This window comes from Oligoflexus sp. (assembly GCF_035712445.1).
GTDB lineage: Bacteria > Bdellovibrionota_B > Oligoflexia > Oligoflexales > Oligoflexaceae > Oligoflexus.
This window is the reverse complement of record NZ_DASTAT010000024.1, coordinates 1-24,809: the sequence shown is the minus strand read 5'-3', so window position 1 is coordinate 24,809 and position 24,809 is coordinate 1. Positions and strand designations below refer to the sequence as shown.

General features: G+C 53.3%; 23 protein-coding genes. 15 read left to right on the top strand and 8 right to left on the bottom strand.

Annotation, left to right across the window (positions count from 1 at the left end; genetic code table 11):
* A partial coding sequence (locus VFO10_RS04825; RefSeq protein WP_325137616.1) for a LysR family transcriptional regulator occupies nt 1-445 on the bottom strand: 445 nt, incomplete at its 3' end.
* A 121-nt stretch (nt 446-566) separates the two neighbouring features.
* Between VFO10_RS04825 and VFO10_RS04820 the strand changes: the two genes are divergently transcribed.
* Nucleotides 567-1,112: a peroxidase-related enzyme gene (locus VFO10_RS04820; protein WP_325137614.1), complete on the top strand. Its 546-nt coding sequence runs from the start codon at nt 567-569 to the stop codon at nt 1,110-1,112.
* 76 nt (nt 1,113-1,188) lie between these two features.
* Nucleotides 1,189-1,830, top strand: a complete 642-nt coding sequence (locus tag VFO10_RS04815; protein WP_325137612.1) for an MOSC domain-containing protein — start codon at nt 1,189-1,191, stop codon at nt 1,828-1,830.
* 153 nt (nt 1,831-1,983) lie between these two features.
* On the opposite strand, the gene VFO10_RS04810 is transcribed toward VFO10_RS04815, so the two are convergent.
* A complete protein-coding gene (locus tag VFO10_RS04810; protein ID WP_325137610.1) occupies nt 1,984-2,616 on the bottom strand; it encodes a Type 1 glutamine amidotransferase-like domain-containing protein in 633 nt (210 codons plus the stop codon).
* 186 nt (nt 2,617-2,802) lie between these two features.
* Here VFO10_RS04810 and VFO10_RS04805 point away from each other — a divergent pair, with 186 nt between their 5' ends.
* Nucleotides 2,803-6,444: a thrombospondin type 3 repeat-containing protein gene (locus VFO10_RS04805; RefSeq protein WP_325137608.1), complete on the top strand. Its 3,642-nt coding sequence runs from the start codon at nt 2,803-2,805 to the stop codon at nt 6,442-6,444.
* 15 nt (nt 6,445-6,459) lie between these two features.
* Here VFO10_RS04805 and VFO10_RS04800 read toward each other — a convergent pair whose 3' ends face one another.
* Together VFO10_RS04800 and VFO10_RS04795 are read right to left on the bottom strand one after the other, a co-directional pair.
* Nucleotides 6,460-7,248, bottom strand: coding sequence for a trypsin-like serine peptidase (locus VFO10_RS04800; protein WP_325137606.1), 789 nt, complete (start codon nt 7,246-7,248; stop codon nt 6,460-6,462).
* A 3-nt stretch (nt 7,249-7,251) separates the two neighbouring features.
* Nucleotides 7,252-8,718: a hypothetical protein gene (locus VFO10_RS04795; RefSeq protein ID WP_325137604.1), complete on the bottom strand. Its 1,467-nt coding sequence runs from the start codon at nt 8,716-8,718 to the stop codon at nt 7,252-7,254.
* Between the two features lie 248 nt (nt 8,719-8,966).
* Between VFO10_RS04795 and VFO10_RS04790 the strand changes: the two genes are divergently transcribed.
* From VFO10_RS04790 to VFO10_RS04760, 7 genes are all read left to right on the top strand, one after another.
* Nucleotides 8,967-9,350, top strand: coding sequence for a TetR/AcrR family transcriptional regulator (locus VFO10_RS04790; RefSeq protein WP_325137602.1), 384 nt, complete (start codon nt 8,967-8,969; stop codon nt 9,348-9,350).
* The gene (locus VFO10_RS04785) at nt 9,242-9,667 is read left to right on the top strand and encodes an alginate export family protein (RefSeq protein ID WP_325137601.1); all 426 of its coding nucleotides are present in this window, start codon (nt 9,242-9,244) and stop codon (nt 9,665-9,667) included. The genes VFO10_RS04790 and VFO10_RS04785 overlap by 109 nt, the downstream gene beginning before the upstream one ends.
* A gap of 24 nt (nt 9,668-9,691) precedes the next feature.
* Nucleotides 9,692-10,129, top strand: coding sequence for a carboxymuconolactone decarboxylase family protein (locus tag VFO10_RS04780; protein ID WP_325137599.1), 438 nt, complete (start codon nt 9,692-9,694; stop codon nt 10,127-10,129).
* Nucleotides 10,130-10,411: 282 nt separating this feature from the next.
* Nucleotides 10,412-10,606 (top strand): hypothetical protein, encoded by a 195-nt coding sequence (locus tag VFO10_RS04775; protein WP_325137598.1) that lies wholly within the window; start codon nt 10,412-10,414, stop codon nt 10,604-10,606.
* 10 nt (nt 10,607-10,616) lie between these two features.
* Nucleotides 10,617-12,041, top strand: a complete 1,425-nt coding sequence (locus VFO10_RS04770) for a sigma-54-dependent transcriptional regulator (RefSeq protein ID WP_325137596.1) — start codon at nt 10,617-10,619, stop codon at nt 12,039-12,041.
* Nucleotides 12,038-12,949, top strand: a complete 912-nt coding sequence (locus VFO10_RS04765) for a cytochrome-c peroxidase (protein ID WP_325137594.1) — start codon at nt 12,038-12,040, stop codon at nt 12,947-12,949. The genes VFO10_RS04770 and VFO10_RS04765 overlap by 4 nt, the downstream gene beginning before the upstream one ends.
* Nucleotides 12,928-14,991 carry an ATP-binding protein gene (locus tag VFO10_RS04760; protein ID WP_325137592.1) on the top strand — a complete coding sequence of 688 codons (2,064 nt, stop codon included), beginning with the start codon at nt 12,928-12,930 and terminating at the stop codon, nt 14,989-14,991. The genes VFO10_RS04765 and VFO10_RS04760 overlap by 22 nt, the downstream gene beginning before the upstream one ends.
* Here the strand turns inward: VFO10_RS04760 and VFO10_RS31370 are convergent.
* Both VFO10_RS31370 and VFO10_RS04750 read right to left on the bottom strand, forming a co-directional pair.
* Nucleotides 14,965-15,489 carry a winged helix-turn-helix domain-containing protein gene (locus tag VFO10_RS31370; protein WP_325137590.1) on the bottom strand — a complete coding sequence of 175 codons (525 nt, stop codon included), beginning with the start codon at nt 15,487-15,489 and terminating at the stop codon, nt 14,965-14,967. The genes VFO10_RS04760 and VFO10_RS31370 overlap by 27 nt on opposite strands.
* Before the next feature lie 169 nt (nt 15,490-15,658).
* Nucleotides 15,659-15,880, bottom strand: coding sequence for a hypothetical protein (locus VFO10_RS04750; RefSeq protein ID WP_325137589.1), 222 nt, complete (start codon nt 15,878-15,880; stop codon nt 15,659-15,661).
* A 138-nt stretch (nt 15,881-16,018) separates the two neighbouring features.
* Here VFO10_RS04750 and VFO10_RS04745 point away from each other — a divergent pair, with 138 nt between their 5' ends.
* Nucleotides 16,019-16,486, top strand: a complete 468-nt coding sequence (locus tag VFO10_RS04745; protein WP_414697015.1) for a pentapeptide repeat-containing protein — start codon at nt 16,019-16,021, stop codon at nt 16,484-16,486.
* A gap of 153 nt (nt 16,487-16,639) precedes the next feature.
* On the opposite strand, the gene VFO10_RS04740 is transcribed toward VFO10_RS04745, so the two are convergent.
* Nucleotides 16,640-18,097: a hypothetical protein gene (locus VFO10_RS04740; RefSeq protein WP_325137585.1), complete on the bottom strand. Its 1,458-nt coding sequence runs from the start codon at nt 18,095-18,097 to the stop codon at nt 16,640-16,642.
* Nucleotides 18,098-18,409: 312 nt separating this feature from the next.
* Between VFO10_RS04740 and VFO10_RS04735 the strand changes: the two genes are divergently transcribed.
* Genes VFO10_RS04735 through VFO10_RS04725 form a run of 3 tightly spaced genes read left to right on the top strand, consistent with a single transcriptional unit; the run spans nt 18,410 to nt 21,792 of the window.
* On the top strand, nt 18,410-18,844 hold the full coding sequence (locus tag VFO10_RS04735; RefSeq protein WP_325137583.1) for a hypothetical protein: 435 nt from the start codon (nt 18,410-18,412) through the stop codon (nt 18,842-18,844).
* A 24-nt stretch (nt 18,845-18,868) separates the two neighbouring features.
* Nucleotides 18,869-20,380 carry a lipase maturation factor family protein gene (locus VFO10_RS04730; protein WP_325137581.1) on the top strand — a complete coding sequence of 504 codons (1,512 nt, stop codon included), beginning with the start codon at nt 18,869-18,871 and terminating at the stop codon, nt 20,378-20,380.
* Nucleotides 20,377-21,792 carry an NAD(P)/FAD-dependent oxidoreductase gene (locus VFO10_RS04725; protein ID WP_325137579.1) on the top strand — a complete coding sequence of 472 codons (1,416 nt, stop codon included), beginning with the start codon at nt 20,377-20,379 and terminating at the stop codon, nt 21,790-21,792. The genes VFO10_RS04730 and VFO10_RS04725 overlap by 4 nt, the downstream gene beginning before the upstream one ends.
* A gap of 32 nt (nt 21,793-21,824) precedes the next feature.
* On the opposite strand, the gene VFO10_RS04720 is transcribed toward VFO10_RS04725, so the two are convergent.
* Nucleotides 21,825-23,705 carry a hypothetical protein gene (locus VFO10_RS04720; protein WP_325137577.1) on the bottom strand — a complete coding sequence of 627 codons (1,881 nt, stop codon included), beginning with the start codon at nt 23,703-23,705 and terminating at the stop codon, nt 21,825-21,827.
* A 449-nt stretch (nt 23,706-24,154) separates the two neighbouring features.
* Here VFO10_RS04720 and VFO10_RS04715 point away from each other — a divergent pair.
* The coding region (locus tag VFO10_RS04715) for a hypothetical protein (RefSeq protein ID WP_325137576.1) at nt 24,155-24,809 on the top strand (655 nt) is incomplete at its 3' end.

Genomic DNA, 24,809 nt, shown 5'->3' with positions numbered 1-24,809 from the left:
GAAGCTCTCCGATGCGCAGAGCGAGATCGATATGATCTTCCAGCATGTCCACGACTCTGTCCGTGAAAACCAGTTGAATATTGATCTCTGGATAGGCCTTCAAAAACTCGGCAACTAGCGGCAGCATGTGAAGCCGCCCGAAGACGATGGGAGCTGTCACCACGAGGTCGCCTTTCGGAGTTGTATACTCGCCGGCTGCCAATCGCTCCGCTTCACCCAATTCCTCGAGTATCCTTTTGCTGGCTGAAAAGTAAACCAGGCCAGCATCCGTCAGGTCCAGTCGCCGTGTTGACCGATTCAAGAGACGAACACCAAGGTGCGCTTCCAACTCTGAAATCTTGCGACTTACAGTGGGCAAAGGCACGCCTAATTTTCTCGAAGAGGCTGAGAGGCTGCCAGCTTCAACCACGGATACAAAAACAGTCATAGATTCAAAGCGATCCATCCTATTATTCCATTTTATGGAAGGGTGAATTGCGAAAATAGCCTATTCTGAAACAAATTGGAATAGCCGAAAGTGGATTTATGAAGGCGCTCAAGCCTTCGCACATAAACCGGAGTTTCCTATGTCGCTCATCGCTACGCCTTCTTCCATCGAAGCCGCCCCTCACGCATCACAAGCGCTCCTCGAAGCTGTCAAAAAACAGCTCGGATCTGTCCCCAACCTTTTCCGTCTCGTTAGCAACAGTCCAGCCGCTCTGGAAGGCTATCTGAACCTTTCGGGTGCTTTAAGCAAGGGGACTCTGCCGGCTGCCACACGCGAACGCATTGCTTTGGCGGTCGCTCAAGTCAATCGTTGCAGTTACTGTCTCTCGGCTCATACTTATTTGGGCAAAAACCTGGCAAAGCTCGATGATGCTGAGATGAAGGCCAACCGTGAGGGTGGTTCTCACGATCCGAAAGCAGCTGCAGCTGTTCGCTTCGCCAAGCAAGTGGCCACTGAACGCGGTCACGTGGGTTCAAATGCCCTGCGCGCCGTTCGGGAAGCTGGGTATGACGACGCTCAGATTATCGAGATCGTTCTGCACGTAGCTCTCAACACCTGGACGAATTACATCAATGAAGTAGCTGGTACAGACAACGACTTTCCTCTTGTTTCAGTAGATATCTAAAAATTATGATTGCAGCGTCCCCCGCATCCCGGGGCCGCTGCCCTTACCCCTTTCAGGAGTCCGAACGGAGATACATATGAAAATAGTTTCCATCCAAGTAGGGCTTCCCAAAGCCATAGAATTCCGCGGCCGTACTATCACGACAGGAATTTTCAAAAATCCGGTGAATGGTCCTGTGCTTGTCGAAGCGACGAACCTGCGAGGTGATAAGCAAGCGGACCTGACTGTTCATGGTGGCATTGACAAAGCTGTTTATGGGTATTCTTTGGATGCGTATAGCTGGTGGCAGCAGGAAAGGCCACAAGACGAACTTCAACCGGGGGCTTTTGGCGAGAACTTAACCATAGACAGTTTGCACGAGGATCAGATTTTCGTTGGCGACACCTTCGAAGTTGGGACCGCTGTGCTGCAAGCGGTCCAGCCACGGCTGCCCTGCTATAAGCTGGGCATAAAGTTCAATGATAAGTCAGTTGTAAGAACGTTTATGGAATCAGGTCGGCCAGGAGTCTATTTTCGTGTACTGAAAGTAGGCACGATCGAAGCGGGAGATGAATTCAAACTGACCGATTCCGATCAGGTTAAGGTTTCCATTTTGAAACTGTTCTCACTCTATAGTCGCACGGAAGTCGATCGCAAAGAACTGGCAAACATACTCCAAAACCAGGCCTTGGCAACCGATATGCGCGAACAACTGACTAAGCTTCTTGACAAGCTTTAATAAGAACGTCCAAGAGATGTTAGCCCTTTAATGAGTCTCTGACTCGTCAAGGCACCCTAGTATTCGTTTACCTTCCTGATCCACAACCCAAGGACACCCGTTCAGCCGGCTCTGCAAGCATCCCGATTGGATCCGAGCACAGCGCTGCGGTGGTTAGAGTGCCAAGATTTCGCATGAAAGGGACTCGCCATCTTTCAATGCAATGAAGAGCCTTTTATTGTCTATAAAATACTGAATCGCCTCATCTATAAGATGCGACTCATGATGTTCGCTCGCATAGTGTGGTGCTACGCAGTACTTCAGAATACCTAGGCCTTCCCAAATGGGTTCGCCGTGATAACCGGACGGAATAACGTCGGGCCGATCAACGAGATGAATTCCATCCAGAGTCGGACAAAGAACACAAACACCTGCGCTGTATCCCCCATAAACCAAATATTTGGAATTTAATTTTGAAAGAAGGAGGCGATCAAATCCGCTATGCTCCATAGCTTTGCGCAGAACAAAGGCATTTCCACCGACGACCCAGAATCCATCAAAACGAGATAATTCATGCTCCAACTCTGCTGTCTTCCCGAAAAACGACCGAAGGTCCAGGAGTTCGCTCTCCAAACCAATGGCCCTTAAGTCCTCTGTCTCCCGCAGTTGCCTCCCTTTAATCCATTCCGCGTCATCGCTAAAATCAAGGGCATTCATTATGATGGCCACTCTCTTGCGTTTCGAAAACATGGATGTAAATTTTAAGGGTGAACTGCAAAGTCGATAGGACGACAGATAAAAACGCATATTCCACGATCCTTAATGGTAGGCCTTATCAGCATTATAACAATAGATCGGCACGCTCTCCAAAAAGTCACCCCCTTTGTTCTCCCCCCGAACCGCAAAGCCATATAAATCTTCCGTAAAGCCCTTGTCCACCAAGCCTTTCTGTGCTAACCAACTTCTGCTAAACACCAAGGCAGAGGAAAAACCATGGCGATTCCAGGAAGCATGAAGTCACGACTTTTGCTGGTCTTTTTCGTCCTACTCATGACCAGCGGGGCCTGTCATAAAAAGTCCGGTTCGAGAGACCCGGCGCCGTCACCGAGGCCAGAGCAGCCCGTTCAACCTGTTCAGCCGCAGAATCCGAACCCGGAAAGTCCCTCCCCCGAAATTCCTGACAACCCTGCCCCACTGCCCGATGCACGCATATGCCCCCAGCCTCTTGAAGTCACCCGTTCCGAACAAACCTGCGTTCAAACCGAAGCTGGCAGCAGTGATTGGACTTATTTGGAAGGCACCGTTCTAACCTTCGATCAACCTGTGATCGGCGGTGGTGTTCTTTATAACGGTCAAGGTGTTTTGACCTGTAGCGGTTGCGATTGCCGTGCGGAAGCCGTGGCGAAGAAGGCCCGACGACTTTCATGTCCCGATGCTGTAATTTCACCGGCGCTGATTAACGCGCACGATCACCTGGGCTGGGCCGCGGCGAAACCCGGGAACTGGGGAATGAATCGCTTTGAACATCGCAACGACTGGCGCGGCGGGAAAAGAGATCATGATAAGGTTTCGGTTCCGAAATCAGGTGATGATGTTGCCAATGCGCTTGGTGAAATAAGGCAGTTGATGACAGGGACTGTTTCGATTGCGGGCTCGTCTTCGGTTGCTGGATTTATGCGCAACCTCGATGATAATCGCTATCTGGAAGGCTTGATTGCAGAACCCATGTTCTATAGCACGTTCCCACTGGAAAACGGCAGCGACTATGATTTTCGTGTCGGTGACTGCGCCTACACAAGGCAGAAAAATATCCCGGACCTCGCCAACGGCTTGAATCTGATGCACGTCGCCGAAGGCATTGATGATGCTGCACGGAATGAATTCCTCTGCCTCAGCAGTGCGGATCAGGGTGGTTTTGATGTGACCGGCACGAACAACTCTTACGTTCATGCGATTGGCCTTTTGACTCCCGATGCCCAGAAATTGGCCGCGCGGGGCACAGCAGTGGTTTGGTCGCCACGTTCCAATATTTCGCTTTATGGTAACACCGCGCCTGTGACCCTTTACCGCCAACTCGGAATCAATATCGCCCTCGGCACAGACTGGACGCCCTCGGGATCGGCGCATTTGAACCGCGAGCTGCAGTGTGCTGCGCAGCTGAACGCTCGATATTATGATCACGCGTTCTCGGACCGCGATCTTTGGCTCATGGTGACTGCTCAAGCGGCGTCAGCTCTGAAAGTCGAACAGCGTCTCGGCCGCCTCGATCCAGGATTGACCGCAGATATTGCAGTCTATCGCAAGGGTGGTGCACGGAACCCTTATCAGGCTGTGTTTCAGGCGGAAGCTCGCGAAACGGCGCTTGTCATTCGTGGTGGCAAGGTACTTTATGGAGACGCCTCGATTCTGGACAGCATGCAGGAACAGTGTGAAACCATCGACGTCTGCGGGACCCCGAAAAAACTCTGCTATGAAAGCCAGTCGGCTGCTCTGAAAGCCGCAGGAATTGCAGACTTCGCAGCCTTTCAAACCGCGATCAAAGATGCCTATCCCCTCTTCTTCTGCGAAAAACCCGCCGATGAACCGAGCTGCGAACCCGTTCGCCCAGGCTCGTATACCGGCCCCAGCGAAAAGGACTTCGATGGCGACGGCGCCTTGAATGAAGCGGACAACTGCCCGCGTGTCTTCAATCCCATCCGTCCCGTTGATCGTGGACTGCAGGCTGATTTCGATAAAGACGGACGCGGTGACAGCTGCGACGTGTGTCCTGCGGGAGAAGGCGATCAGCTTTGCGCCCAGTCCCGCGCTGAAGATCGCGATCACGATCTGATTCCTGATTACCGTGATAACTGCCCACTCTTAAAAAATGCGGATCAGGCTGACTTCGATCAGGATGGCCGCGGCGATCTCTGCGATCCCTGCGCCAGCCTTAAGAACGCCGAACTTGCTGCCTGTCCTGTCGAGGCCATCTCCCAGCTGAAATTTCCAACAGCCGATCTCAATGGCATCAAAACCAAGGCCAAAGTTCGCCTGACAGGACTGGTTACGGCTCTGGCCCCTACAGGTTTTTATCTGCAGGATGCTGGCGAAGGAAAGGCCACAGGTATCTTCGTCTATCAACCCAAAGGACAAAAGCCGGCCGTTGGACAGAAAATTCAACTCACCGCGACCTATGATTCCTATAAGGATCAGTATCAGCTCCAGGATCTCGCAACATTCGAACTACTGGCCGAAAAACAAAATCTGCCGGTTCGGAATCTGACTGTCAGCGACTGGTCGCAAGCGGCAACTCTTGAAAGCCTCGAAGGTCTTCTTGTCCGCACCGCAGTATCCGGACTTGTGTCCTGGCCTACGGAACGCGATGATACGGCGTCCTTTTATGTGGATCAGGCGATCAGCGTGGGACAGGGTCTGGCCACATATTCCAAACCTCTGCGCGGATCCACAGTTCTTGTCACCGGCATCCTGCGAAAGTTCGCCGGTCGCTTCCATTTGGAACCGCGTAGCGCTGAAGACATCGAAGTCAAAGATCAGGGCCAGCCTGTTCTCCTCGGTTTCAGTGCAGCCGAAGCCTTCAGTGAAGCTGGTTATAACGGACCTGTCAGCCCCCTGCTCAATTTAACATTGGATAGACCCGCACCTGGCGATCTGGAAATCGCACTTACTAGTCAGGACCCAGCGTCACTGGAAGCACCTGCGTTGGTGATTCTTCCCAAAGATGCAACAAGCGTTCCCGTCCCATCGCTGAAAGCTCTAAAAAACAGTACTGAGCCGGTCCTCCTTACCGCACGCCTCCTCGATATGGAAGTCAGCGCTCGCATCATCATACTCAACGATCCCAAACCACAGCTTTTGCCTGTGGAAAAATCCAACGTGCGAGCCGGCGTGGGCGCGACGACGACCATCAAGCTGCGCACCAATCTTCCTTCTTCATTTCTGCGCGCCGGTGAAACGGTTGCGCTGGAATACGAAAGCAGCATGCTCGAAGTCACCTCCACGCCTACCCTCGCCCCTGGTCAGCAGGAAGTCACGGTCAGCGTCCGCGGACTGACGCCTGGAACCACAACGATCAAGGCGCTGTTAAATGGTTCTGTCACCAGCTGGACCATGACTCTGATCGCTCAGGATATCAGCCTGACGGAAGTGTTTTTCGATCCTGCAGGTGATGACAGCGGCTTGGAATGGATTGAAATTATGAACACCAGCGGTCGCGACCTCGACCTTTCCCAGTATGCGATCGGCGCAGGCGGTGATTCCTACGCAACGCTCCGGTATCAGCTAAAAGGCACGCTCACCGCGGGTGCATGTGTTGTCATCGGTGGCCCGAAAAGCACCGCACAAAACTTCAGCCCGAATTTCTTTCAGGCGGAAAGTTTCCCAGGCGGCCTGCAAAACGGAGGCACTATTGCTGATGCAATCGGTCTTTTCGCAATCAAAGCCAGCGACATCACGCGCGATTCCCTGCCGATCGACGCCGTGATCTACGGCGGTCCAGATAATAAAGCCAATTTCAAAGGACCCGACGGTACCGTGAGCCCTGTGCATCTGCCGAAAATTTTAAGTGGTCAGTCCATGGAAAAAGTCGATGGCGTTTGGGTGGTACGGACAAGGCCCACACCGGGAACCTGTCCGTAACCCCAAGGAATTCTTTCAGCGCAGCGTCGTCAGGGCTCGCGCTGCATCCCGGGTATCCGCAGCAATATTGATCGGTCCCGTCAGACCTTCAAAGAGATCATTATTGCCGGCGGTATTCACGGCCACGATCTGATATCCACTCCAGATTTTTTGTACGAGAGGCGCTCCGGACGAACCCGGGGCGGCATCGCAATCGTGCGCGATTGTACCCAAGGGAGCGTTCGATACAGTGGCGCTGGTGATTGTCTTCAAAAGGCGGCAACCGAAGTGAAAGGACGGGACTTCCCCGCCTTGGCGATCCCCGCTGTACCCTTCAAGATCGACAGTCACAGGATACGAAAGAGCCGATCCGGCAAGGCCAGCCATCTTCAAAGGTGCCGGCTGCTCGCCCCAAAGATGCTCGACCTTCACCAGCGCCCAGTCGCTCTTGCGACCGGCAACCGTCGACGGCGAGGTCGTTCCCAGGACGAAGGACTTAACTTTATACTCACCCGTGAAATTTCCATTGTCGTAGGCCGAGTAGAAAAATCCAAAGTCAAAACTATCGCCGGAAAAAACCAGACAGTGCGCTGCGGTCAGAACCACATCAGCCCTTACGAGTGTTCCCGTGCAGCCAACTTCGGACCCATTTTTCGAAGTCAGCATCAGCCGTCCGATCGCGTTGCGGGGCGCGACTGCAAGGCTATAACTTTGATAAGGCCGATCATCGTTGCCGATGATGGTTTTCACAGCGGAACCCGAGGGCGAAGTCCCGCAGCTGATCATAGACATAAAAAGGACAAGAGTGGAAAGAAGCCTTTTCATAGCTCAAAACTCCAACATGCCGGGGCGGACGATCACGGGCCGTGGACGGACCACCAGAGGTTTATTAAAGGTACAGCTTGTTTTGATCGCCTTATAGGTCACCGTAGTGCCGCCGCGATGGTCACGCAAAGTCATGTTTCCATATTTGTTCATGCACTCGCTGACGGCAAGGTCGCTGCGGAGACCGCTGGTCTTGAAGTTATAGTTTCTGGTCATCTGCTGGCCTGTGGTGGGGCTCACGCTTTGAAAGAGGACCTGAGCGTTCAAATCATAATCGCAGGTCGCGGGCTGATTGGCTTCCTTCACAAAGTTGCTGGCATTGGGATCCATGCAGCCGGTGACGTTCGGCACGGGGGTATTCTCCACGCGCTGGGGAAGTTCCGCCTTGTTCGGGTAGGTGATATCCTGATTCAATTCGCAAGCTTTTGTCAGATTGTAGCAGGTGCTCGACCGGCGGGCGATCGTGTTCAGGACCTCGTTGGTTTGAATCAGTTTCTGATTCCAGAGAACGCTGTCGAGATTCACGAACTGAGTCGGGTTATTCAGCATGAACTGGATGCTGTTGCGATAGTCTTCGTAAGCAAGGGAAAGATTGAGATAGTCTTTCAGAACCTCCTGACGATGCGCAAGGTCGATGGAATTGTCGATGGTCGGCAGGGCCAGCGTCTTGTAGCTGACGGTTGTTACACTCACCGGCCAGCCGTTATTAGGCTGCACTGTATTCGGGAAATTCACAACTTTCTGAATCAGCTGATCCGCCGTGAGGTCAGACGATGTATAGACGCCGCCGTCCTGATAGAGGCGGAAGGTTGTTTCACTGGTTTTAATGATATTTTCCAGGTTTTGCGAGAAGCTGGCAGAACCCGAGAAAACACCGTAGCTCCCCTGCAGCGAGGCTTCGATTTTACGCTTTTCTTCTTTGCTGTGGGTGATGATTTCGAGGACGACGAAGAGTTCGCCGCCCGTGGTCCGACCCGAAACCACATCGTTGCCGCAGCGTTCCAGAAAGCGGGAATAGCTTTCACCGGCGAGCTGATAGGCGTCGGGCTTCAGCTGAATATCGCGCATGGCCTGGGTCATAAGCTGCACGTTGACCTTGCCGATGACATAGACGGAGAAGTCATTGACCTTGATCGACTTCGCATACGAAGCCTTGCCGGAAATCATGTTGCCGTAATTCGCCTCGGCCGAGAAATCGAGCTTTTGGAAAAGATCCTGCGAGGATTCGATCTTATCGATCGACATGCGGACGCTTTTGCCATTGCTGGCGAAGACAGTTTCGGGTTCGGTCCTGATCACGCAGTCGCCTTTGATCGCGCCGCTCAGTGTGTCGAGTCCCTTGCCGAGATCCAGAGTGCTCTGGGGATCGACGGGGATAATGGCTTTGCTTTCCGATGTTTGGCTGCCCTGCCCACAGGCCGTAACGAGAAGTCCAAGGGCCAGGCTTCCGGCCCATACTGTCATTTTCATAGTTTGCCTCAAATTAATAAGGATTAAATAAGACGGATTAGACACTCTGATCGGGAGAACGCGGGATGCGATGCTTTTTTGCACAGAAATTTTGGATTCCGTGGGATGGGGCTGGAGTGTCGAAGTGAGGTGGTGACGGAGGGAGAAGACGGTGAGAGCAGCGAAATCGACTTGACTGTTTTTAACATAATGGTAAAGTCGGTCAAGGTCTGGCCGAAGCCCGTCTTTTTTCATCGAAAGTGGTTCTTATGGACAATCGCAAGAGCAGTCTCGATCCTCGAAAAGAATCTGTCTTGAAAGCGGCGATAGGTGTTTTTGGGAGGCAAGGTTTTAAAAAAACATCTGTCGAAGACATTGCCGATGCTGCGCAGCTCTCAAAGCAGGGGCTTTACCTTCATTTTGCGGGAAAGAATGAAATTTTCTCTGCGGCTTTGTTCAAGTATTTGGATGATGGGCTAAAACTTGTCGATGAGGCGCTTTTGAATGAAAGCACTCTTTACACCAACCCGAACTTTCGCTTCGCATGGATGCGGCGTCAGGGGGTGGAACTCAGGAGCAGGGAACTCTCCGCGCCTTTCATCAACTCTACGCGAGTTCCAGCTACCTCGGCGAGGGTCAGTTTCTCAGCCTGAGTAATCTTCTGATGCTGACCCCCGGTTTCACTGTCTCACCAGCGCCTCACCTGAAGGTCTCGATGGAATATGGCCATGCGAGGCGACAGCAGGAAGACGATAACGTCTATGCCGGAGGCATGCGGGTCTATCAAGGAACGGAAAACGTCCAAGGCGTCAGGATTGGAAACCTGCTTCGCGTCCACACGAATTGGGCGCTGACGGAGAATATTAAACTGATCCTGAATTACGAAAATTTGAGTCGTGGTGAGGTTCTCCGACGTGCGCGTCTGCCGTCCGGCAGTTACGTTCAGGTTGGAGTCACCTATCGTTACTGATAATGCAACACAAAGGAGTTTCCCATGCAATCCCGTCTTGATTTCTTTAAGTCTGCTCCCGAGGCCATAAAAACTCTGATCGACATTGAGCAGCATATTGCGCGTGCTGGTCTTGAAAAGTCGATGATCGAATTGGTTCGCCTGCGCGTCTCGCAGATCAATGGCTGCGCCTACTGCATTGATCAGCATGCCCGTGACGCTCGAAAAGCCGGTGAAGATGAGAGGCGTCTGATGGCTCTATCGGCATGGCGGGACACGCCCTTTTTTAATGAGCGCGAGCGGGCCGCGTTGGAATGGGCGGAGTCCGTCACGCTTATTGCGGATGACCATGCCCCAGACTCTCTCTGGGAACGCGTGGAGCTTCACTTCACCGCGTCTGAAATCGTCGAGCTGACCCTGGCTATCACGACTATTAACACCTGGAACAGATTTGCCATCGCCTTCCGGAAGCTGCCTGCCTAAACCTCTCCCATATCCACAGGACCGCGGTGGCCGCGCCACCGTTCGGTCATGCCTAAAACTTACGCATGAAATTCTTCTCGTCTCGTGACATTGCGATGACACAAAAAAAGGCACAATGCGTAAAACTCAAGGGAACAACGAACCGCCAGGGAATGTCCCCCATGAAGACGCTCCAGCTCATTCTTCTTTTCGTCTGTTATGTCACTATACTCTTGATTCTTGCTGCCCTGTGGATCTAAGTATGAAACCGACTTTGCTGAGAGGGTACAAGGAGCAGACCATTTGGATAAGCAGGACATCCGTCGGGGCCAGATTCATAATCTCTCTGAGTCATTGAACGTTCTTGAATATATCATCAAGCTCGTGGACGACCGTGGATATCGCTTTGCAGATGAGGATGCGCCCCATTATATCGAGGAAATGAAAAAGGCCGTCGTCCGAATTCGGGCAGCCCGCGACTATATCCAATCCGAGTAAGGGCGGTCCTATGCTGGAAAAAATCAAGGTCCTGTATGTTGATGATAATTTTGTCGCTCGCAAAAAATTCTCCGAGGCGCTCTCGCAGGCAGCCTTCGGCACGACATTTCAGTTGGAACTGGCTCAGGATGCCGATGATTTCCTGACAAGGCTAAGGGCCTTTCGACCCCACATCGTCGTCCTTGATATTCATCTCGCGGAAGATGGTCGCGGCGGCGTCAGCCTTCTTGAGAAAGTCAAAGCTACGAATCCTCGAATCGTCGCCTTCATGTGCTCCAACCTCGATGATATCCAGACGATTCGCAGCTGCCTTGAACGCGGGGCGGATGACTACATTGCCAAATCCTATGACACGGGAACCTTGCCTCTGCGGTTGATCAAAGCCTATCAGCTCGCCCATCTTCAGTATGAGGCCACCGCCACGCACACCGATTCTTCGGGCATGAAACCTGTGGGCCAGACCATGCAAAGGCTGGCGTTGCGGGTGGAGGCTCTGGTTCGATCCGCGGTCACAGCCATTCATATCAAGGGCGAATCGGGAACGGGCAAGGAAGTGCTCGCGACCATGATTGGAACATTCGAAAGGCAGAGGCCTTTCATTCGCGTCAACTGTGGGGCCATCAATCCCAATCTTTTGGAAAGCGAACTCTTCGGTCACGTGAAGGGTGCTTTCACAGGCGCTGATCGCGATAAAAAAGGTTATCTGCAGGCGGCATCGGGCGGCTGGCTGTTTCTGGATGAGGTGGTCTGCCTGAGTCCATCCGCGCAGGTCGCCCTGCTCCGCGTTCTTGAAAACAATGAAGTCCTGCCGCTTGGGTCCCATCAACCGCAGAGGCTTCATATCCGCATTATTTCAGCGGCCAACGAACCTTTGGATGATCTGGTCCTGGCCGGACGTTTTCGTAAGGACCTTTGGCAAAGACTGATGGAAACGGAAATCATCCTTGCGCCCCTGCGTCAACGCAAGGACGAGATTCCCGAACTCGTCGACTATTTCTGTCAGACCATGACGGGCGGACCGTATCGCATCAATCCCACGGCCTTGAAGCTGCTTCAATCCTATGAATGGGCCGATGGCAATATTCGCGAGCTTCGCAACTGCCTGCGGGCCATGACGGAACTTCACGTGGATAAGGAGTTGACTCTTCTCTCGCTTCCGCAGCGGATGCTGCATCGGGACATGGAGCCCATGACCGATAGCTGTTTGAAAATTCCCATCGACCCTTCCGATCCTGCGCCCTTTCACTTTGAAAGGCTGGCGGAAAAGCTTCTGGGGCAATGTATTCGATCCCTTCTGCAAAAAACGCCGCGGCTTTCCCTCAGGGTTCTTGCCGATCAGCTGGGTATCCCGAAGACCACGCTGGCGCGTCGCATCAAAATTTTGCAGCAGAATGAAATCCTCGATGATATAGATCAGCTGGCGCAACAGCTATGATGCGCAGGCTCCTCCTCTCCATCCTGTGCTGGAGCCTTAGGGTCGAAGGGCATGAACCGATTGAGCCCCTGCCATTGACAGTCGAGCTCGATCCGAGGCTTTTGCGCCTCGGAGCCAAACTTTTCCAGGACAAGCGTCTGTCGCGGCATCAGGACCAATCCTGCGCCAGCTGTCATGACCTTCAGCGCGGCGGTATTGAAGGCCCTGCTGCACCACCCACGCGACCCGATGGATTCAATATTCCCACCATCTTCAACGTAGGCTTTCATTTCAAATATCTTTGGACCGGTCGGGCGGAATCCCTGGAAGAGCAGATCGAAATTACGCTGACATCACCCAGGGTCTTTCAAAACGATTGGCCAACCGTATTGCAGCGGCTTCAAGGTGACCCGCAGTATCAAGGTCAAAGCCTGAGTCCTGATCTCATAAAAAAGGCCATCGCCACCTATGAACGTTCTTTGATCACACCGAATGCCCGCTTCGATCGTTATCTGCGCGGGGAAACCCAGGCCATAAGCCCCCTGGAAAAGAAGGGCTATCAGCTCTTCAAGGACCTGGGCTGCAGCTCCTGTCATCAGGGAAGGCTTCTGGGCGGCAACATGTATCAAAAGTTCGGGATCTTTCGCCATGCCAATCCCAAGGCCGAGCGCAGGCTCTTCGAGCGTGACCTCGGGCGTTATGCTGTGACCCGAAAGGACGAGGATAAGTTCGTGTTTAAGGTCCCTAGTCTCAGGAATGTGGAGCACACGGCTCCCTACTTTCACAATGGTTCTGCAGCCACCCTGGACGACGCTGTAGCCGGCATGGGCCGCTATCAGCTTGGTAGGGAACTCAGCCGCTCGGAAATCAATTCGCTGGTCAGCTTTCTCAGAACTCTCACCGGGGAATGGCCCCGTCCCGTGCCATGACAAAGCGCAGCGCATGGCAGCTCGATATTCATTGGTTTTTGCCGTTGCTTCTCGCCATCGCGGCGCTCATCCTTCTCGTCCTGACTCTTGACCATCGTATGGACGAAGCCCGAATCAGTCGGAGCCTGGAGCGAACTGATGAACTGTCCCGTCTTCATGTTCGGCTCAATACGAATATACTGAAATCCCGCCTCTTTTATCTTGACCACTTCGATGGGATAGCCCTGGACCAGAAGCAGCTTCTGACAATCAGTGAGGAGCTTCTGGATGACGTGAATCCTCCGAGACTGGATGCGGCCAGAAATCTTCATGAACTTTTCCGGCACAAAGACGAAAAAGTGGAGGCCTTTAAGACCAGCATCTCCGTTTACAAGAATTCGGAGCAGTATATCAGCGTCATCATCGGTGAGCTGATGCAGGCTCTGACGGCATCCCATCATCCCGCCTTTCTTTTGGCCTTCAATCGCTTTCATAATCAATTGCGCGGTTTTCTCAGCCGTCCCCATCCTGAAAAAAGACCGCAGCTCGAAAAGCTTCTGGCCGCGGTCACGGCCGAGGCGGAACGTCTGCCGAATCCCGCGCTTTCCATTCTGGATCAGATTCTGCCTCACGCAAGACTTTTGATTCAGCAGGCTGAGCGCATAGATCAGCAGGTGGTCCAGATGATAGACCCCGCCCAGGATAGGCAGCTGGCCCGACTTCAGCGCGATCTCCTCGCCGATCAGGAGCGGCTGAAGTTGACCCTAAAACGTTATGAGCAGACGCTCTATGGAATCATCGTCGCCCTTACCGTCTATACTTTCTTTATCCTCGTCAAATTAAAACTGGCCAATGATCTGCTTGAGCTGCGGGTTAAGGAAAGAACCCGTGACCTCGGGCAGGCCACCCAAAAAGCGCTCGATGCCGATGCCGCGAAATCCGCGTTTCTCGCACACATGAGCCATGAGATTCGCACACCTTTGAACGGTGTCATTGGTATCACAGCCTCGCTCTTGAAAAAGGATTTGGACCCGACGGCCCAAGACATGGTGCAGAACGTGAGCCACTGCGGAAAGAGTCTTCTGAGTCTGATCAATGATATCCTTGATTTTTCGAAAATTGAGGCCAATAAGTTGAAGCTCGACAAGGGGCCCGTGAACCTTCGCGCGGTGATCAAGGAAGCCATAGCCATTGTCAGCGAGAATGCGAGCCAACAGAATGTTAAGCTGGAGCAGGACATTGATCCCAAGGTTCCAGCGCTGGTGGAAGGCGACCGTGGACGCATGGGACAAATTCTTTTGAATCTTCTGAGCAACGCCATCAAATTTTCGCCTCATGGCCGCGTTATCATTCGGCTCCAATCCCAGGCCCTGGCAACAGGCGACCATCACATCGCTCTTCATGTCATCGACAATGGCATTGGCATTGCTGCCGATCAACTGAAGGATCTTTTTCAGGACTATACCCAGGCGCATCCTGGGATTGCCAGTTCGTTTGGTGGGACCGGGCTGGGACTTGCCATTTCCAAAAAACTGGCGGAACTGATGGGGGGCCGCATTGAAGTCAAAAGCCAGTACGGAGCGGGTTCAACGTTCACCCTTGTGCTCACCCTCCCTGAACTGGCGCCGAGTGCCGAGCCTTCTTCGGATTTGAAGCCGCGTCCTCTTCTGGGCGAGGAGCATCCGCAACGCATCCTGGTCGTCGATGATAACTTCATCAACCGCAAAGTCGCCTCGGATCTTCTGCGCGATTTGGGTTATGAGCCCGATCTGGCCAGGGATGCGCGTGAGGCTTTGGAGCTTATTCAAAACAAAGCCTACGACATCGTCTTTACCGATCTACGCATGCCGATCATGGATGGCTATGAGCTTGTTGAAAAGGCTCAGGTCCTGGGCAAGGACACGCTTCGCTTCGTAGCCATGACCGCCAGCGCCACGCCTCTGGAGAAAGAAAAATGCTGGAATCGCGGCATTCGTGCCTTCATCTGCAAACCCATTAAAGAGCAGGATCTCGTTGAAGTGCTCACGAGCCCTTCCTTAACCCATGCCGATAGCCTCACGTGAGGTTAAACGATAGCCCACGCCGCGCACAGTTTCAAAAAGGTGGGCTCCCAGCTTTTGTCTGAGATGCAGGATATGATTATCCACCGTCCGTGTCACGGGATAGCATTCATAGCCCCAGACCAGATCCAAAAGCTCATCGCGGGTGAAGACCTTTTGGGGATTTTCGAGGAGCAGCTTCAAAAGAAGATATTCCTTACGCGTCAGCTCCACCTCCTGCCCATCATAGGATACCAGCAGTAATTCCTGATCCAGGATGATTTTTTCAAAGCGCAGAATACGGCTCGACCGGCTCAGCCACTGTTCTCCGAGACGCCGCACCTGGTTCGCCTCAAGGATACTGTATTCCTCAAGGGCCGCCTGACCCTCGATCAGATCTCCAGTTTGATAGCCTGCGCATTTGGTGGCCACAACTTCCGCAATGTAACGCACACGGACAAGCAGCTCGCCATCCTGCATGGTGGTCCGGGGACGGTCGCGGGTTTCTTGCATAAAACTCATGGGTTCATCCTTTGGTTTGATGGGAAGGGAAAGTTCACCTGCCCCACTTCCAAAGCAGGAAGAGGACCAAAGTTAAATAGCTGAAAGAATTGAATTTATAGGCTAGATAAGGGGGCGGAGCTGTCCCAGGTGGGACAGCTTTGGACCGCGGTTAGAAAAGAAGGCTATCTTACTTGCGTGGGCCGATCGTGTCGAACTCGGTGCCGTCTTCGGAAAGATAAAGGACGCCGTCGACGATTTTATAAGAACCTTGTTCTGCATCATCACCGAGGGTAAGGGTGCCCAAACCGTTTGCACCGATGGCTTCAGCCTTATAGCTGGTTTCGAAGATCTTGCCTTTCAGATAGTCATGAAGTTCCTGATCTTCAAACGTCGCGCCCTCTGCTTTCATGCGGTCGGCAGCTTCCTGAGTGAAAGCAACTTTGCATGCAGCATCGGTGAACCACGTGTTCTCGAATTTGAATTTGCCATCAGCACTGACGGTGACAACAACATATGCGCTGCCCGAACGTTTGAATTCAAAGGATGAATAATCGAAAACATCGCAGGAAGCCCAGGTTCCGACGATTTCAGCCTGCTGAGCGGGCTTCGCAGGAGCAGGCTTACCGGGAGCGGGCTTACCAGGAGCAGGCTCAACAGGAGCAGGCTTACCAGGAGCAGGCTTACCAGGAGCAGGCTCAACAGGAGCTGGCTCAACGGGAGCAGGTTTACCGGGAGCTGGCTCAACGGGAGCTGGCTCAACGGGAGCTGGCTCAACAGGAGCTGGCTCAACAGGTGCTGGCTCAACAGGCGCTGGCTCAACAGGTGCTGGCTCCACAGGTGCTGGCTCCACAGGTGCTGGCTCTGCGGGCGCTGGGGCCGGTGCGGGCTCTGCGGGCGCCTCTTTCTGGACCACGGGGGCGTCATCTTTTTTCTTGGAATCATGACCGCAAGCCAAAAGCAGGGTCAACGGCAGGCAAAGGGCAAGGGACTGGACTTTAAACGAGGGGCTGTTTGACATGTTTTCTCTCCAAAATTATCTAATATTGCGGGAAATCTTCATTTCACAGGCGATCAGCCCGCAGAAGAATCACAGCGCCCGCTTTTATTGCAGACAATCAAGAGAGAAAAACAGAAAGGGGAGAGCCTCCAGGGCCCTCCCGCCTCAACCTTACATCAATTTCAAAAGCAGCTGGGGTTGTTTGACCAAACCCATCATCGTCGCAATCCGTATCATAGGGTCTAAAGCAAAAGCCCGGGAATAAATCCCGCCATGGACCTGCTGGGCAAAGATCTGGCTCATCTCCGTTTTCGGAAAGGCATCAGGATTGAAAAGATCATGCACCATTAGAAGGGTGCTGAGCGCTCGGGTGCACGGCACTTCAAAGATTTCCACGCCGAAGGCTTCCGCGCCCAGGAACGCAGCCTGAAATACCGGATGCTGCAGCGATTTCGTTTTGGTAATGCCGGCAACGTTTGCTGACACACGCAAAGGCCCCTGCCCTTTCCGGTTTCCTACTCCATAATTCGCTAAAACTTCGGCCGCCAGAGTCTTGGAAATATACTGCGCCGCCTGATAACTCGCGCCCTGCAAAGGCACGATGGCCCGCGCAATCGGAATACCCGCCTGATCGTAACTGCATGAGGCCCCGAGCGCGCCGATGGTTTTCAAAGCGCTTTGCCACAGAGGTGGTTTGCGTTTATTTTCCAAAGATCGCGCAAAATCCTCGGGCTGGACCGTCGCAGCGGAAGTCGGGGAAATCAGCATCGTAACCGATCCCACAATCTCGGGACTCAGTTCCATGACCAGCGCATTCATGGTCGCGGCCAGGCGCCACTCCTGGCTGGCTCCAGCGGCATAGGCAAACATCGCGACATGCACGGGTTCACCCGCGGCAAAGGCTTCGATCGCGGCTTTGATTTCCCGCGGCTGCAGAAGAATATTTCTGGCTTCAGGACTGTGGCTCAAGCGTCCTGCATATTTCTGCGGCGTTGCAAGATAGGCATCCGGTCCCTGCACATCGATCCAGAGCACGGAAGCGCCAGCCTGAAGAAGCAGCGGGGTCGGCGCAAGCTCAGCCGAGGCTCCGAGGATCACAAATTTCTGACCGCTCAGATCGATGGCGCCGCCCTGATTTTTTGCAACTTGCTGCACCCAATTCAGAGCCTTCGCGACCGCTCCGGTGATTTTCTGCTCCGCTAAAAGTTTTTGCCCCAGGTAAGGCAACGACGCGCCCTGATAGGCCCGTCCATGAAAGGTCACGCCTGGCACAAATCCAGGCTTTCCCTTGAATTCATGCGATTCAAGCGTCACAGAAGGCGCAGCGCCCTTGATATAATCACGCCAGGGCGTGGATCCAGATTCGGTTTTATAAACCAACTGATCATGGGTGTAATTCACTATAAACTGGGCAATCTCAGAGCGACGGGGCGAGGCCACGCGGGCTGCCTCGAAACGCACGACGGCTTCGCTGTAATGTTTCTTGAAAGCCTTTTCACTGGGCAATTCCAGGCCGGAAAATTCGCCTGGAAACTGCTCCAAAGCCTGAGCCATAACCTGACGCAGAAAAGTGGAACCTGTCTGTCCATCCGGAAAGGTGATGCCTTCCATCCTGGCTTTTTGAGTCATGCCTATTACTCCCTCGAGTGGTCGATTTCGTCTGTTGAAAGCTGGTGGCCAAGACTAGCAGAGAGTCGCCGGAAGATACCATCTGAAAGTGAAGGCTCACAGGGGCTCACAGTCAGATCGTCTAATCAAGACTGCAGGGTTCGTCCGCAGATTTTACCGCGGCGTGACACGCAAACGTGTTGAGTTCACGAGTGCATTAAACCCTGCTTTACTTTCCTTGATCTTGCCGACATCATTACCACCTGAAGGACGTCTTCACCAAGGTCGTCCCAGGAATTTCATCCCATATTTTCCCCAGGAAAGGCAGCACCTATGCAAAATTCTGATGCGAGTCTGGCACCCATTCCTGAGCCTAAAAACAAGGAGCCGCAAGCCGAAACCCGGCGCCATGCAAGCGATAAGAATCGTGTGGACACGATTGCGCGTAGCAGTGAACCCGGACGTCACGGCGAGGACAGCGTTTATGTTCCGCCGAGCCAACTGCATCCCGAGCGTTCCACCGCACAGACCGCTTTTGATAATGCTCTGACCGCATCCACCGGCGGATCCTACGGACTGGATCACTTTATGGATAAGGGTTCCGTGGCGGAATCCGCAGCCGGTCGTCCTTTGGAGACGACTTCTATTCAAACAAAGTCGAATCAGATGGATGAATCCATCAGGCGGCAGCCCTATCGTTATGCCCTTGGCGCCTTGGGAATTGGCTTTCTTCTGGGCCGCTTTTTTCCGCTGCCGTCCCGGACGTGATCGCATCCATTCGTGAGGGTTTTCATGAGCGGGTTTTTATCAGCTGCACTCTCTCTTGCGAATGGGCTTCACAGTTTTTCCGATGATTTTACGCTCAGTCTTTGGATTTTCCTGCGGGCGCTGGGCATTGTTTATCTTTGTGCTTTTTTTTCCCTAGCCGTTCAGATCCGAGGGCTTATCGGCGAAGAGGGCATCCTGCCGCTTGGGGATTATTTGAACGAGATGCGCAGCCACTTCGGAAAAAAAGCCTACCGACACCTTCCTACCCTCTTTTGGTTTCGTAGTGATGATAAGGCGCTGCTTACTGTCACCGGCATCGGTATGGCTGCGTCCCTGAGTCTGATCCTGGGTATTGGGGAATTTCCCTGTCTCATCATTCTTTTTATCTGCTATCTTTCCCTGACTGTGGCGGGACAGGATTTTTTATCCTTTCAATGGGACGTGCTTCTGATTGAAACAGGTTTTTTGGCTATATTTCTAGGGTTTTCTCCCTTCGGCCTTCTCCTTCTTTGGTGGCTGATCTTCCGGTTGATGTTCGAATCAGGCGCCGTGAAACTTTCCTGCGGGGATGAAACCTGGCGCCGGCTCAGCTCTTTGGAAGTCCATTATCAAACGCAGCCGCTGCCACATCGCGTGGCCTGGTATTTTCACTGGTTGCCTGCACCACTTCATCGCTTCGGTGTGGCCATGGTCCTCGTCATTGAAATCGTTTTACCTTTTTTCATCTTCGCGCCGGCCCCGTTCCGGCATCTGGCGGCCGCAGGATTTTTGTTTCTCATGCTTGTCATCTTCATCACAGGCAATTACACTTTTTTTAATATACTGACCGCGGCTCTCAGTCTGCCTCTTCTGGATGACAGCATCTGGCGTCCTTTTTTTTCGCCTGCTCTGATCAGTCACGCGGAATCATCCTGGGCTCAATCGTCGCCACCTGCATCCTTTCCAGTCCTCTGGCTGCTCCATGGCTGTCTGACTCTTTTTATCCTTGTCATCAGCGTTCCCCAGGTCATTCAATCCGCCTTTCCTGATGTCTCCACACCGCGTTGGATTCAAAAACTCCAGCGGTTCATTCAGTCCTTTCACCTCGTCAATAGCTATGGACTCTTCCGTCATATGACCACGACACGCCCCGAGATTATCCTGGAGGGCAGCATGGACGGACACACATGGAAGGCCTATGAATTTCGTTATAAACCGGGCAACCTTGCAGAAGCCCCTCGCTTTGTGGCCCCGCATCAGCCAAGGCTGGACTGGCAGATGTGGTTTGCAGCGCTGAGCAGTTTTTATCGAACCATCTGGTTTCAAAGACTCATCCTTAAACTTTTCGAGGGTGCAGAGCCGGTGCAGAGGCTTTTAAAAACCCAGCCCTTCTCCACTCCGCCGCGCTATATCAGAGCTCTTCTTTATGAATATGAATTCACGAATGCCGCCGAAAGAAAAGCCAGGGGTCACTGGTGGAAACGAAAAACGCTCGGTGCTTATGCTCCCGTTATGATGCGGCGTGATCCCGATGCTGACGCGGAAGGCAATTCATGAGAAACCCCGATGCCGTCGTTGTGGGGGCTGGACCCAATGGTCTGACAGCCGCGATTATCCTGGCCAAATCCGGTTTAAGAGTGCAGGTGTATGAAGCCGCGAGCACGCCCGGCGGCGGAACGCGGACTGCGGAACTCACAGTGCCTGGAGTCCTGCACGATGTGTGCTCTGCTGTTCATCCTTTGGGTGTGGCCTCGCCTGTATTCCAGAGCTTTCGCCTCCAGGACTTTGGCCTTGAATGGATCCATCCGCGTTATCCTCTGGTTCATCCCCTCGACGGGGGCAAGGCGGCCGTCCTGGAGCGTTCTCTTCGTGCAACGGCTGAGCGTTTGGGTGCGGATGCTGCAGCCTATCACCGCCTTTTTGAAAACTTCACAGAGAATGCGGACGCCCTGCTACGGGATTTTCTGGGTCCGGTTCAGTTTCCAGTCCATCCTTTTCTTTATGCTCGTTTCGGACTCAAGGCTCTGCGTTCAGCCGAAACCTTGGCCAGGTCCTATTTTAAGGGCGAATCCGCTCGGGCGCTTTTTGCCGGTATGGCTGCGCATTCCTTTCTTGCGCTGGATGAAACAGCGAGCGCGGCAGTGGGATTGATGCTGGGACTGGCCGGACATGCCTATGGCTGGCCGATCGCGCGCGGAGGAAGCCAGAGCATCACATCGTCATTGGTCGCCTGCCTCAAGCATGCCGCGGGTGAAATCATGCTGAATCATCGGATCACGTCCTGGGATCAACTGCCGGCGCACTGTCCTGTTCTTTTTGATGTCACGCCGCAGCAGCTTTTGAAAATCTGCGGGGATCGTTTTCCGCTGTCCTATCAAAAGCGTTTGCAGGCCTTTGAGTATGGGCCCGGTATTTTCAAATTGGATTGGACGCTTTCCGCTCGTGTTCCCTGGCTTGCTGCGGCGGCGCATGAAACAGCAACGCTTCATCTCGGCGGGAATTTGGAAGAAATCGCCGCGAGTGAATCGGCCATGCGCCAGGGGAAGGTGCACCCGAGGCCCTTTGTTCTTATCGCGCAGCCGAGCGTTGTGGATGCTTCACGAACCCGTGATGGTCGGTCTGCACTTTGGGGCTATTGCCATGTTCCTCCTTATTCTTCCGAGGATATGACGGATCGTATCGAGGCTCAGATTGAACGGTTCGCGCCTGGCTTTCAAAAGCTTATAATAGCGCGGCACAGGATGTTTCCTGCTGATTTTGAAGCCTATAATGGCAATTACATTGGCGGCAGCATATCAGGCGGCCTGATGAATCTGCGTCAGACCCTGCAACGTCCGCGGTTATTTTCCAATCCCTATGCCACTCCCGATCCTCGCATTTTTTTATGCTCCTCATCGACTCCACCTGGACCTGGCGTCCATGGAATGTGCGGCTGGCACGCGGCCCTCGCTGTGCTGGGACGCCGATAAAAGCGGGCCCTCGAAAGGTTCCTTGGTACGGATTAACTCATAGCTGCTGTCTGATCGGGCGTATTCGGCTTGTCTCCTTCTGCAGGCTGATCACCGGTTGGTTTGTCACCGCCTGGCTGTATGGGTTGATCAGCTGTGGGTTGATCACCTGTGGGCTGTGTCGGTTGATCTCCCGTGGGTTGTGCCGGTTGATCTCCCGTGGGCTGTGTCGGTTGATCTCCCGTGGGTTGTGCCGGTTGATCTCCCGTGGGTTGTTCCGGTTGATTTCCCGTGGGTTGTGCCGGTTGATTTCCCGTGGGCTCACCCTGGGCTGGAGTGTCACCTTTCGAGGGTTGACCACCTGTGGGTTGGTCTCCCGTTGGCTGTGCAGGCTGGTCTTCTGTGGGCTGAGTGGGTTGATCACCCGTAGGCTTCGTAGGTTGATCACCAGTAGGCTGCGTGGGTTGATCACCCGTAGGCTTTGTAGGTTGATCACCAGTAGGCTGCGTGGGTTGATCACCAGTAGGCTTCGTAGGTTGATCAGCAGTAGGCTTCGTAGGTTGATCCTGTGATGGTGTATCTCCTTTCGAAGGCTGATCGCCGCTGGGCTGTGCAGGTTGATCCACCGCTGGTTGATCCGAAGGCTGCGTGGGTTGATCGCCAGTGGGCTTCGCAGGCTGGTCCCCAGTAGGCTGATCCCCCTGCCCCTGCTCTTTCCCTCCAACAGCAGGCTCCGTCGACTGGCCAGAGGACGCCTCAGGAAACTTTTGGGCGAAGAAAGCTTCCAGACGGCCAATGTTCGCCTCGTCGATCTCATACTGATTCACTTCCTGACGCCATTTCTGGAAATCAGTCTGTATAACCTGATACTCCTGATCGGCATTCGACGCCGCTTGCATCTGGGCATTCAGATCCACATTCACCAGAGAATGAAGGCCCGGAACCACAGTCCCCATGGAGCTTTGCAGTCCCTCCACACTCTGCTGGCTCGTACTGATCCGACCCTTCGCTTCGGTCACAGCCGACTGATGCTCGTAAACAAGAAGGTCAGCATCGACGATCTTCTCCTGAACCTCTTCTATACGCTTCAGGATCTCATCGCGCCCCTGACTGTCGTTCGCCGACAGACCCATCAACTGCCGGACAAGCCGTGCGCGGTCTGCAGTCATCTGAGTCTTCTGCTTCTCGGCGCGGGCCAAAGCCGTTTCATGTTCATTCAAGGAAGCCTGGGCCTGCGAAAGATTCTTTTTCTCGGTGTTGAGCTTTTTTGCTGTCTCAAGATAAGACTGAATCGACGTCAGCTGCGCTTGTTCATCCGCTGACAGATTGGGTTTCTGCTGAAGACTGCTCATTTTCTCCTGCAGAACGCGCTCGGTACTCTTGAGCGAGGATCTGGCCTCGGAAATCTTCTGCAAGGCGCCTTCCATGCGGCTTACAAAGCTTGATTCCTGGCCCTGGATGTCCTTTCCCTTTTGCTGAATCTGGGTTCGCGCAGCCTGGAATGCCTGAGGCAACTGTTCAAACGAAGTGATCTTGTGCTCGATCACAAAGCGCAGCAGCATCTCATAGCCTTCAGCGTCCGAGAGTGCGGCTTGAGTCTGGGAATAATCCTCTTTAAGCCCGCTCAACTCATCATTCAACTGATCGAGTTTGCTTTGCTGGCCTACGGCCAGACTGGGATTATCCTTGATATCTTTTTCAATGGCCGCGATCTCGGCTTTGACGCGAAGGATGGCGGCTCGGGACTTCTCGGCCGTACTTTCAAGAGCAGCTTTGTCCGTGGCTGGCATTCCACTCAAAGCCGACACCAAATCCGAAGGTGCATTCTCCGTTTGAGCTGCGGGATCGTTGTGATCTTTCTGCGAACTTTGGCCGCAGCTCACCAAACCAAGACTCAGCGCGAGGCCTAACGTTATATGTTTCGATATTTTCATCTTATACACTCCTGTTAAGCAAAGAGGCCAACACAACATGAATGTTAGATAAGCCTCTCGACTGGGGAAGTAAATAGACAAGAACACCACATTCAAATTCATTTCACAGGCTGTGAACGCGAACGCATGAGCTGCTTTCAGGCTTGCATCATACGGGCTTCATCATAATATCCTGCAGACAGATTTGACGTTTGAAGACGACAGAAAAAAGATACTTTCAGCAACATGGCTACATTCAGGAAATGAATATTTCTTTTCTTTCCGTCAAAAACGGTCCACGGCTCTTAAAAGCAACGAAAACTCTCTGCGAACACAAGCAGAGTTCCTTGGCTTTGTCATTCCCTCAAATCCAACTGAAATTATTGCGGTTTCCGTAATTTCATGCTCAAGCTGCGGGTCCATGCAACCGAAACCAAGGGCGCTGTTCTTTTTGGAAAAGGATGAATGACATGTGGCTTGAAGAACGATTGGTCTTCGGAACTTTGGCTCTCTTGGCCATCCTATCGGCGGGATGCACACCGCCTCTATCTTCAAAAGGATCTGTGCGCTACACGTCATCCCCAGCATGTTCTCAAGGCGCCTTCCTGAAGCTTCAGGATATAACGGTCGGTTCGAAGGAAGATGCGGATGCCCTCCGCACTGGTGCTTTGGCCGTCGGCAATGGAATGATTGCTGAACTTTGCCTGGAACTGGCCGCCAGCCACGACAATAATCTCGCCGCTGTCATCGCGGAAGGTGCCAAGGTTGAGATGAATGCTGCTGTCGGCAGTCTTATTATCGTCACCGACGATGGCACGATCGCATTGAAGCAGGATCCTTCAGTAAAAAACCGACTGACCGCTGCCTCAAAACCCGCGGCGCAGATCGTCACAGGACCTATCATACGCGGGGCGTTTCTGAGTCTGATCCATCCCCAGGCCGCCCTGGATGAAGCAAGCCAAAGAACGCTGATGGCCAAGGATATCGTTTCAGGAACAACAGCTGCGCTTAAGGAAGGCAGCGCGGGAATGAGCACGGCTGAAACTTTGGACACCATGAGCGAGCTTGCCAACGCTGCGGTCAAAACCCTTCCCGAAGCGAAACTTGCCGGGGACATTTCCAAGG

Excerpts from the sequence above, each read along its gene's own strand:
- VFO10_RS31370 (WP_325137590.1), bottom strand. The coding sequence starts at position 15,489 with ATGAGTTTTATGCAAGAAACCCGCGACCGTCCCCGGACCACCATGCAG.
- VFO10_RS04730 (WP_325137581.1), top strand. The coding sequence starts at position 18,869 with ATGAGCGGGTTTTTATCAGCTGCACTCTCTCTTGCGAATGGGCTTCAC.
- VFO10_RS04750 (WP_325137589.1), bottom strand. The coding sequence starts at position 15,880 with ATGAAAGCAGAGGGCGCGACGTTTGAAGATCAGGAACTTCATGACTAT.
- VFO10_RS04725 (WP_325137579.1), top strand. The coding sequence starts at position 20,377 with ATGAGAAACCCCGATGCCGTCGTTGTGGGGGCTGGACCCAATGGTCTG.
- VFO10_RS04810 (WP_325137610.1), bottom strand. The coding sequence starts at position 2,616 with ATGCGTTTTTATCTGTCGTCCTATCGACTTTGCAGTTCACCCTTAAAA.
- VFO10_RS04720 (WP_325137577.1), bottom strand. The coding sequence starts at position 23,705 with ATGAAAATATCGAAACATATAACGTTAGGCCTCGCGCTGAGTCTTGGT.
- VFO10_RS04785 (WP_325137601.1), top strand. The coding sequence starts at position 9,242 with ATGGATGCGGCGTCAGGGGGTGGAACTCAGGAGCAGGGAACTCTCCGC.
- VFO10_RS04765 (WP_325137594.1), top strand. The coding sequence starts at position 12,038 with ATGATGCGCAGGCTCCTCCTCTCCATCCTGTGCTGGAGCCTTAGGGTC.
- VFO10_RS04780 (WP_325137599.1), top strand. The coding sequence starts at position 9,692 with ATGCAATCCCGTCTTGATTTCTTTAAGTCTGCTCCCGAGGCCATAAAA.
- VFO10_RS04735 (WP_325137583.1), top strand. The coding sequence starts at position 18,410 with ATGCAAAATTCTGATGCGAGTCTGGCACCCATTCCTGAGCCTAAAAAC.
- VFO10_RS04770 (WP_325137596.1), top strand. The coding sequence starts at position 10,617 with ATGCTGGAAAAAATCAAGGTCCTGTATGTTGATGATAATTTTGTCGCT.
- VFO10_RS04815 (WP_325137612.1), top strand. The coding sequence starts at position 1,189 with ATGAAAATAGTTTCCATCCAAGTAGGGCTTCCCAAAGCCATAGAATTC.
- VFO10_RS04790 (WP_325137602.1), top strand. The coding sequence starts at position 8,967 with ATGGACAATCGCAAGAGCAGTCTCGATCCTCGAAAAGAATCTGTCTTG.
- VFO10_RS04800 (WP_325137606.1), bottom strand. The coding sequence starts at position 7,248 with ATGAAAAGGCTTCTTTCCACTCTTGTCCTTTTTATGTCTATGATCAGC.
- VFO10_RS04760 (WP_325137592.1), top strand. The coding sequence starts at position 12,928 with ATGGCCCCGTCCCGTGCCATGACAAAGCGCAGCGCATGGCAGCTCGAT.
- VFO10_RS04795 (WP_325137604.1), bottom strand. The coding sequence starts at position 8,718 with ATGAAAATGACAGTATGGGCCGGAAGCCTGGCCCTTGGACTTCTCGTT.
- VFO10_RS04740 (WP_325137585.1), bottom strand. The coding sequence starts at position 18,097 with ATGACTCAAAAAGCCAGGATGGAAGGCATCACCTTTCCGGATGGACAG.
- VFO10_RS04820 (WP_325137614.1), top strand. The coding sequence starts at position 567 with ATGTCGCTCATCGCTACGCCTTCTTCCATCGAAGCCGCCCCTCACGCA.
- VFO10_RS04805 (WP_325137608.1), top strand. The coding sequence starts at position 2,803 with ATGGCGATTCCAGGAAGCATGAAGTCACGACTTTTGCTGGTCTTTTTC.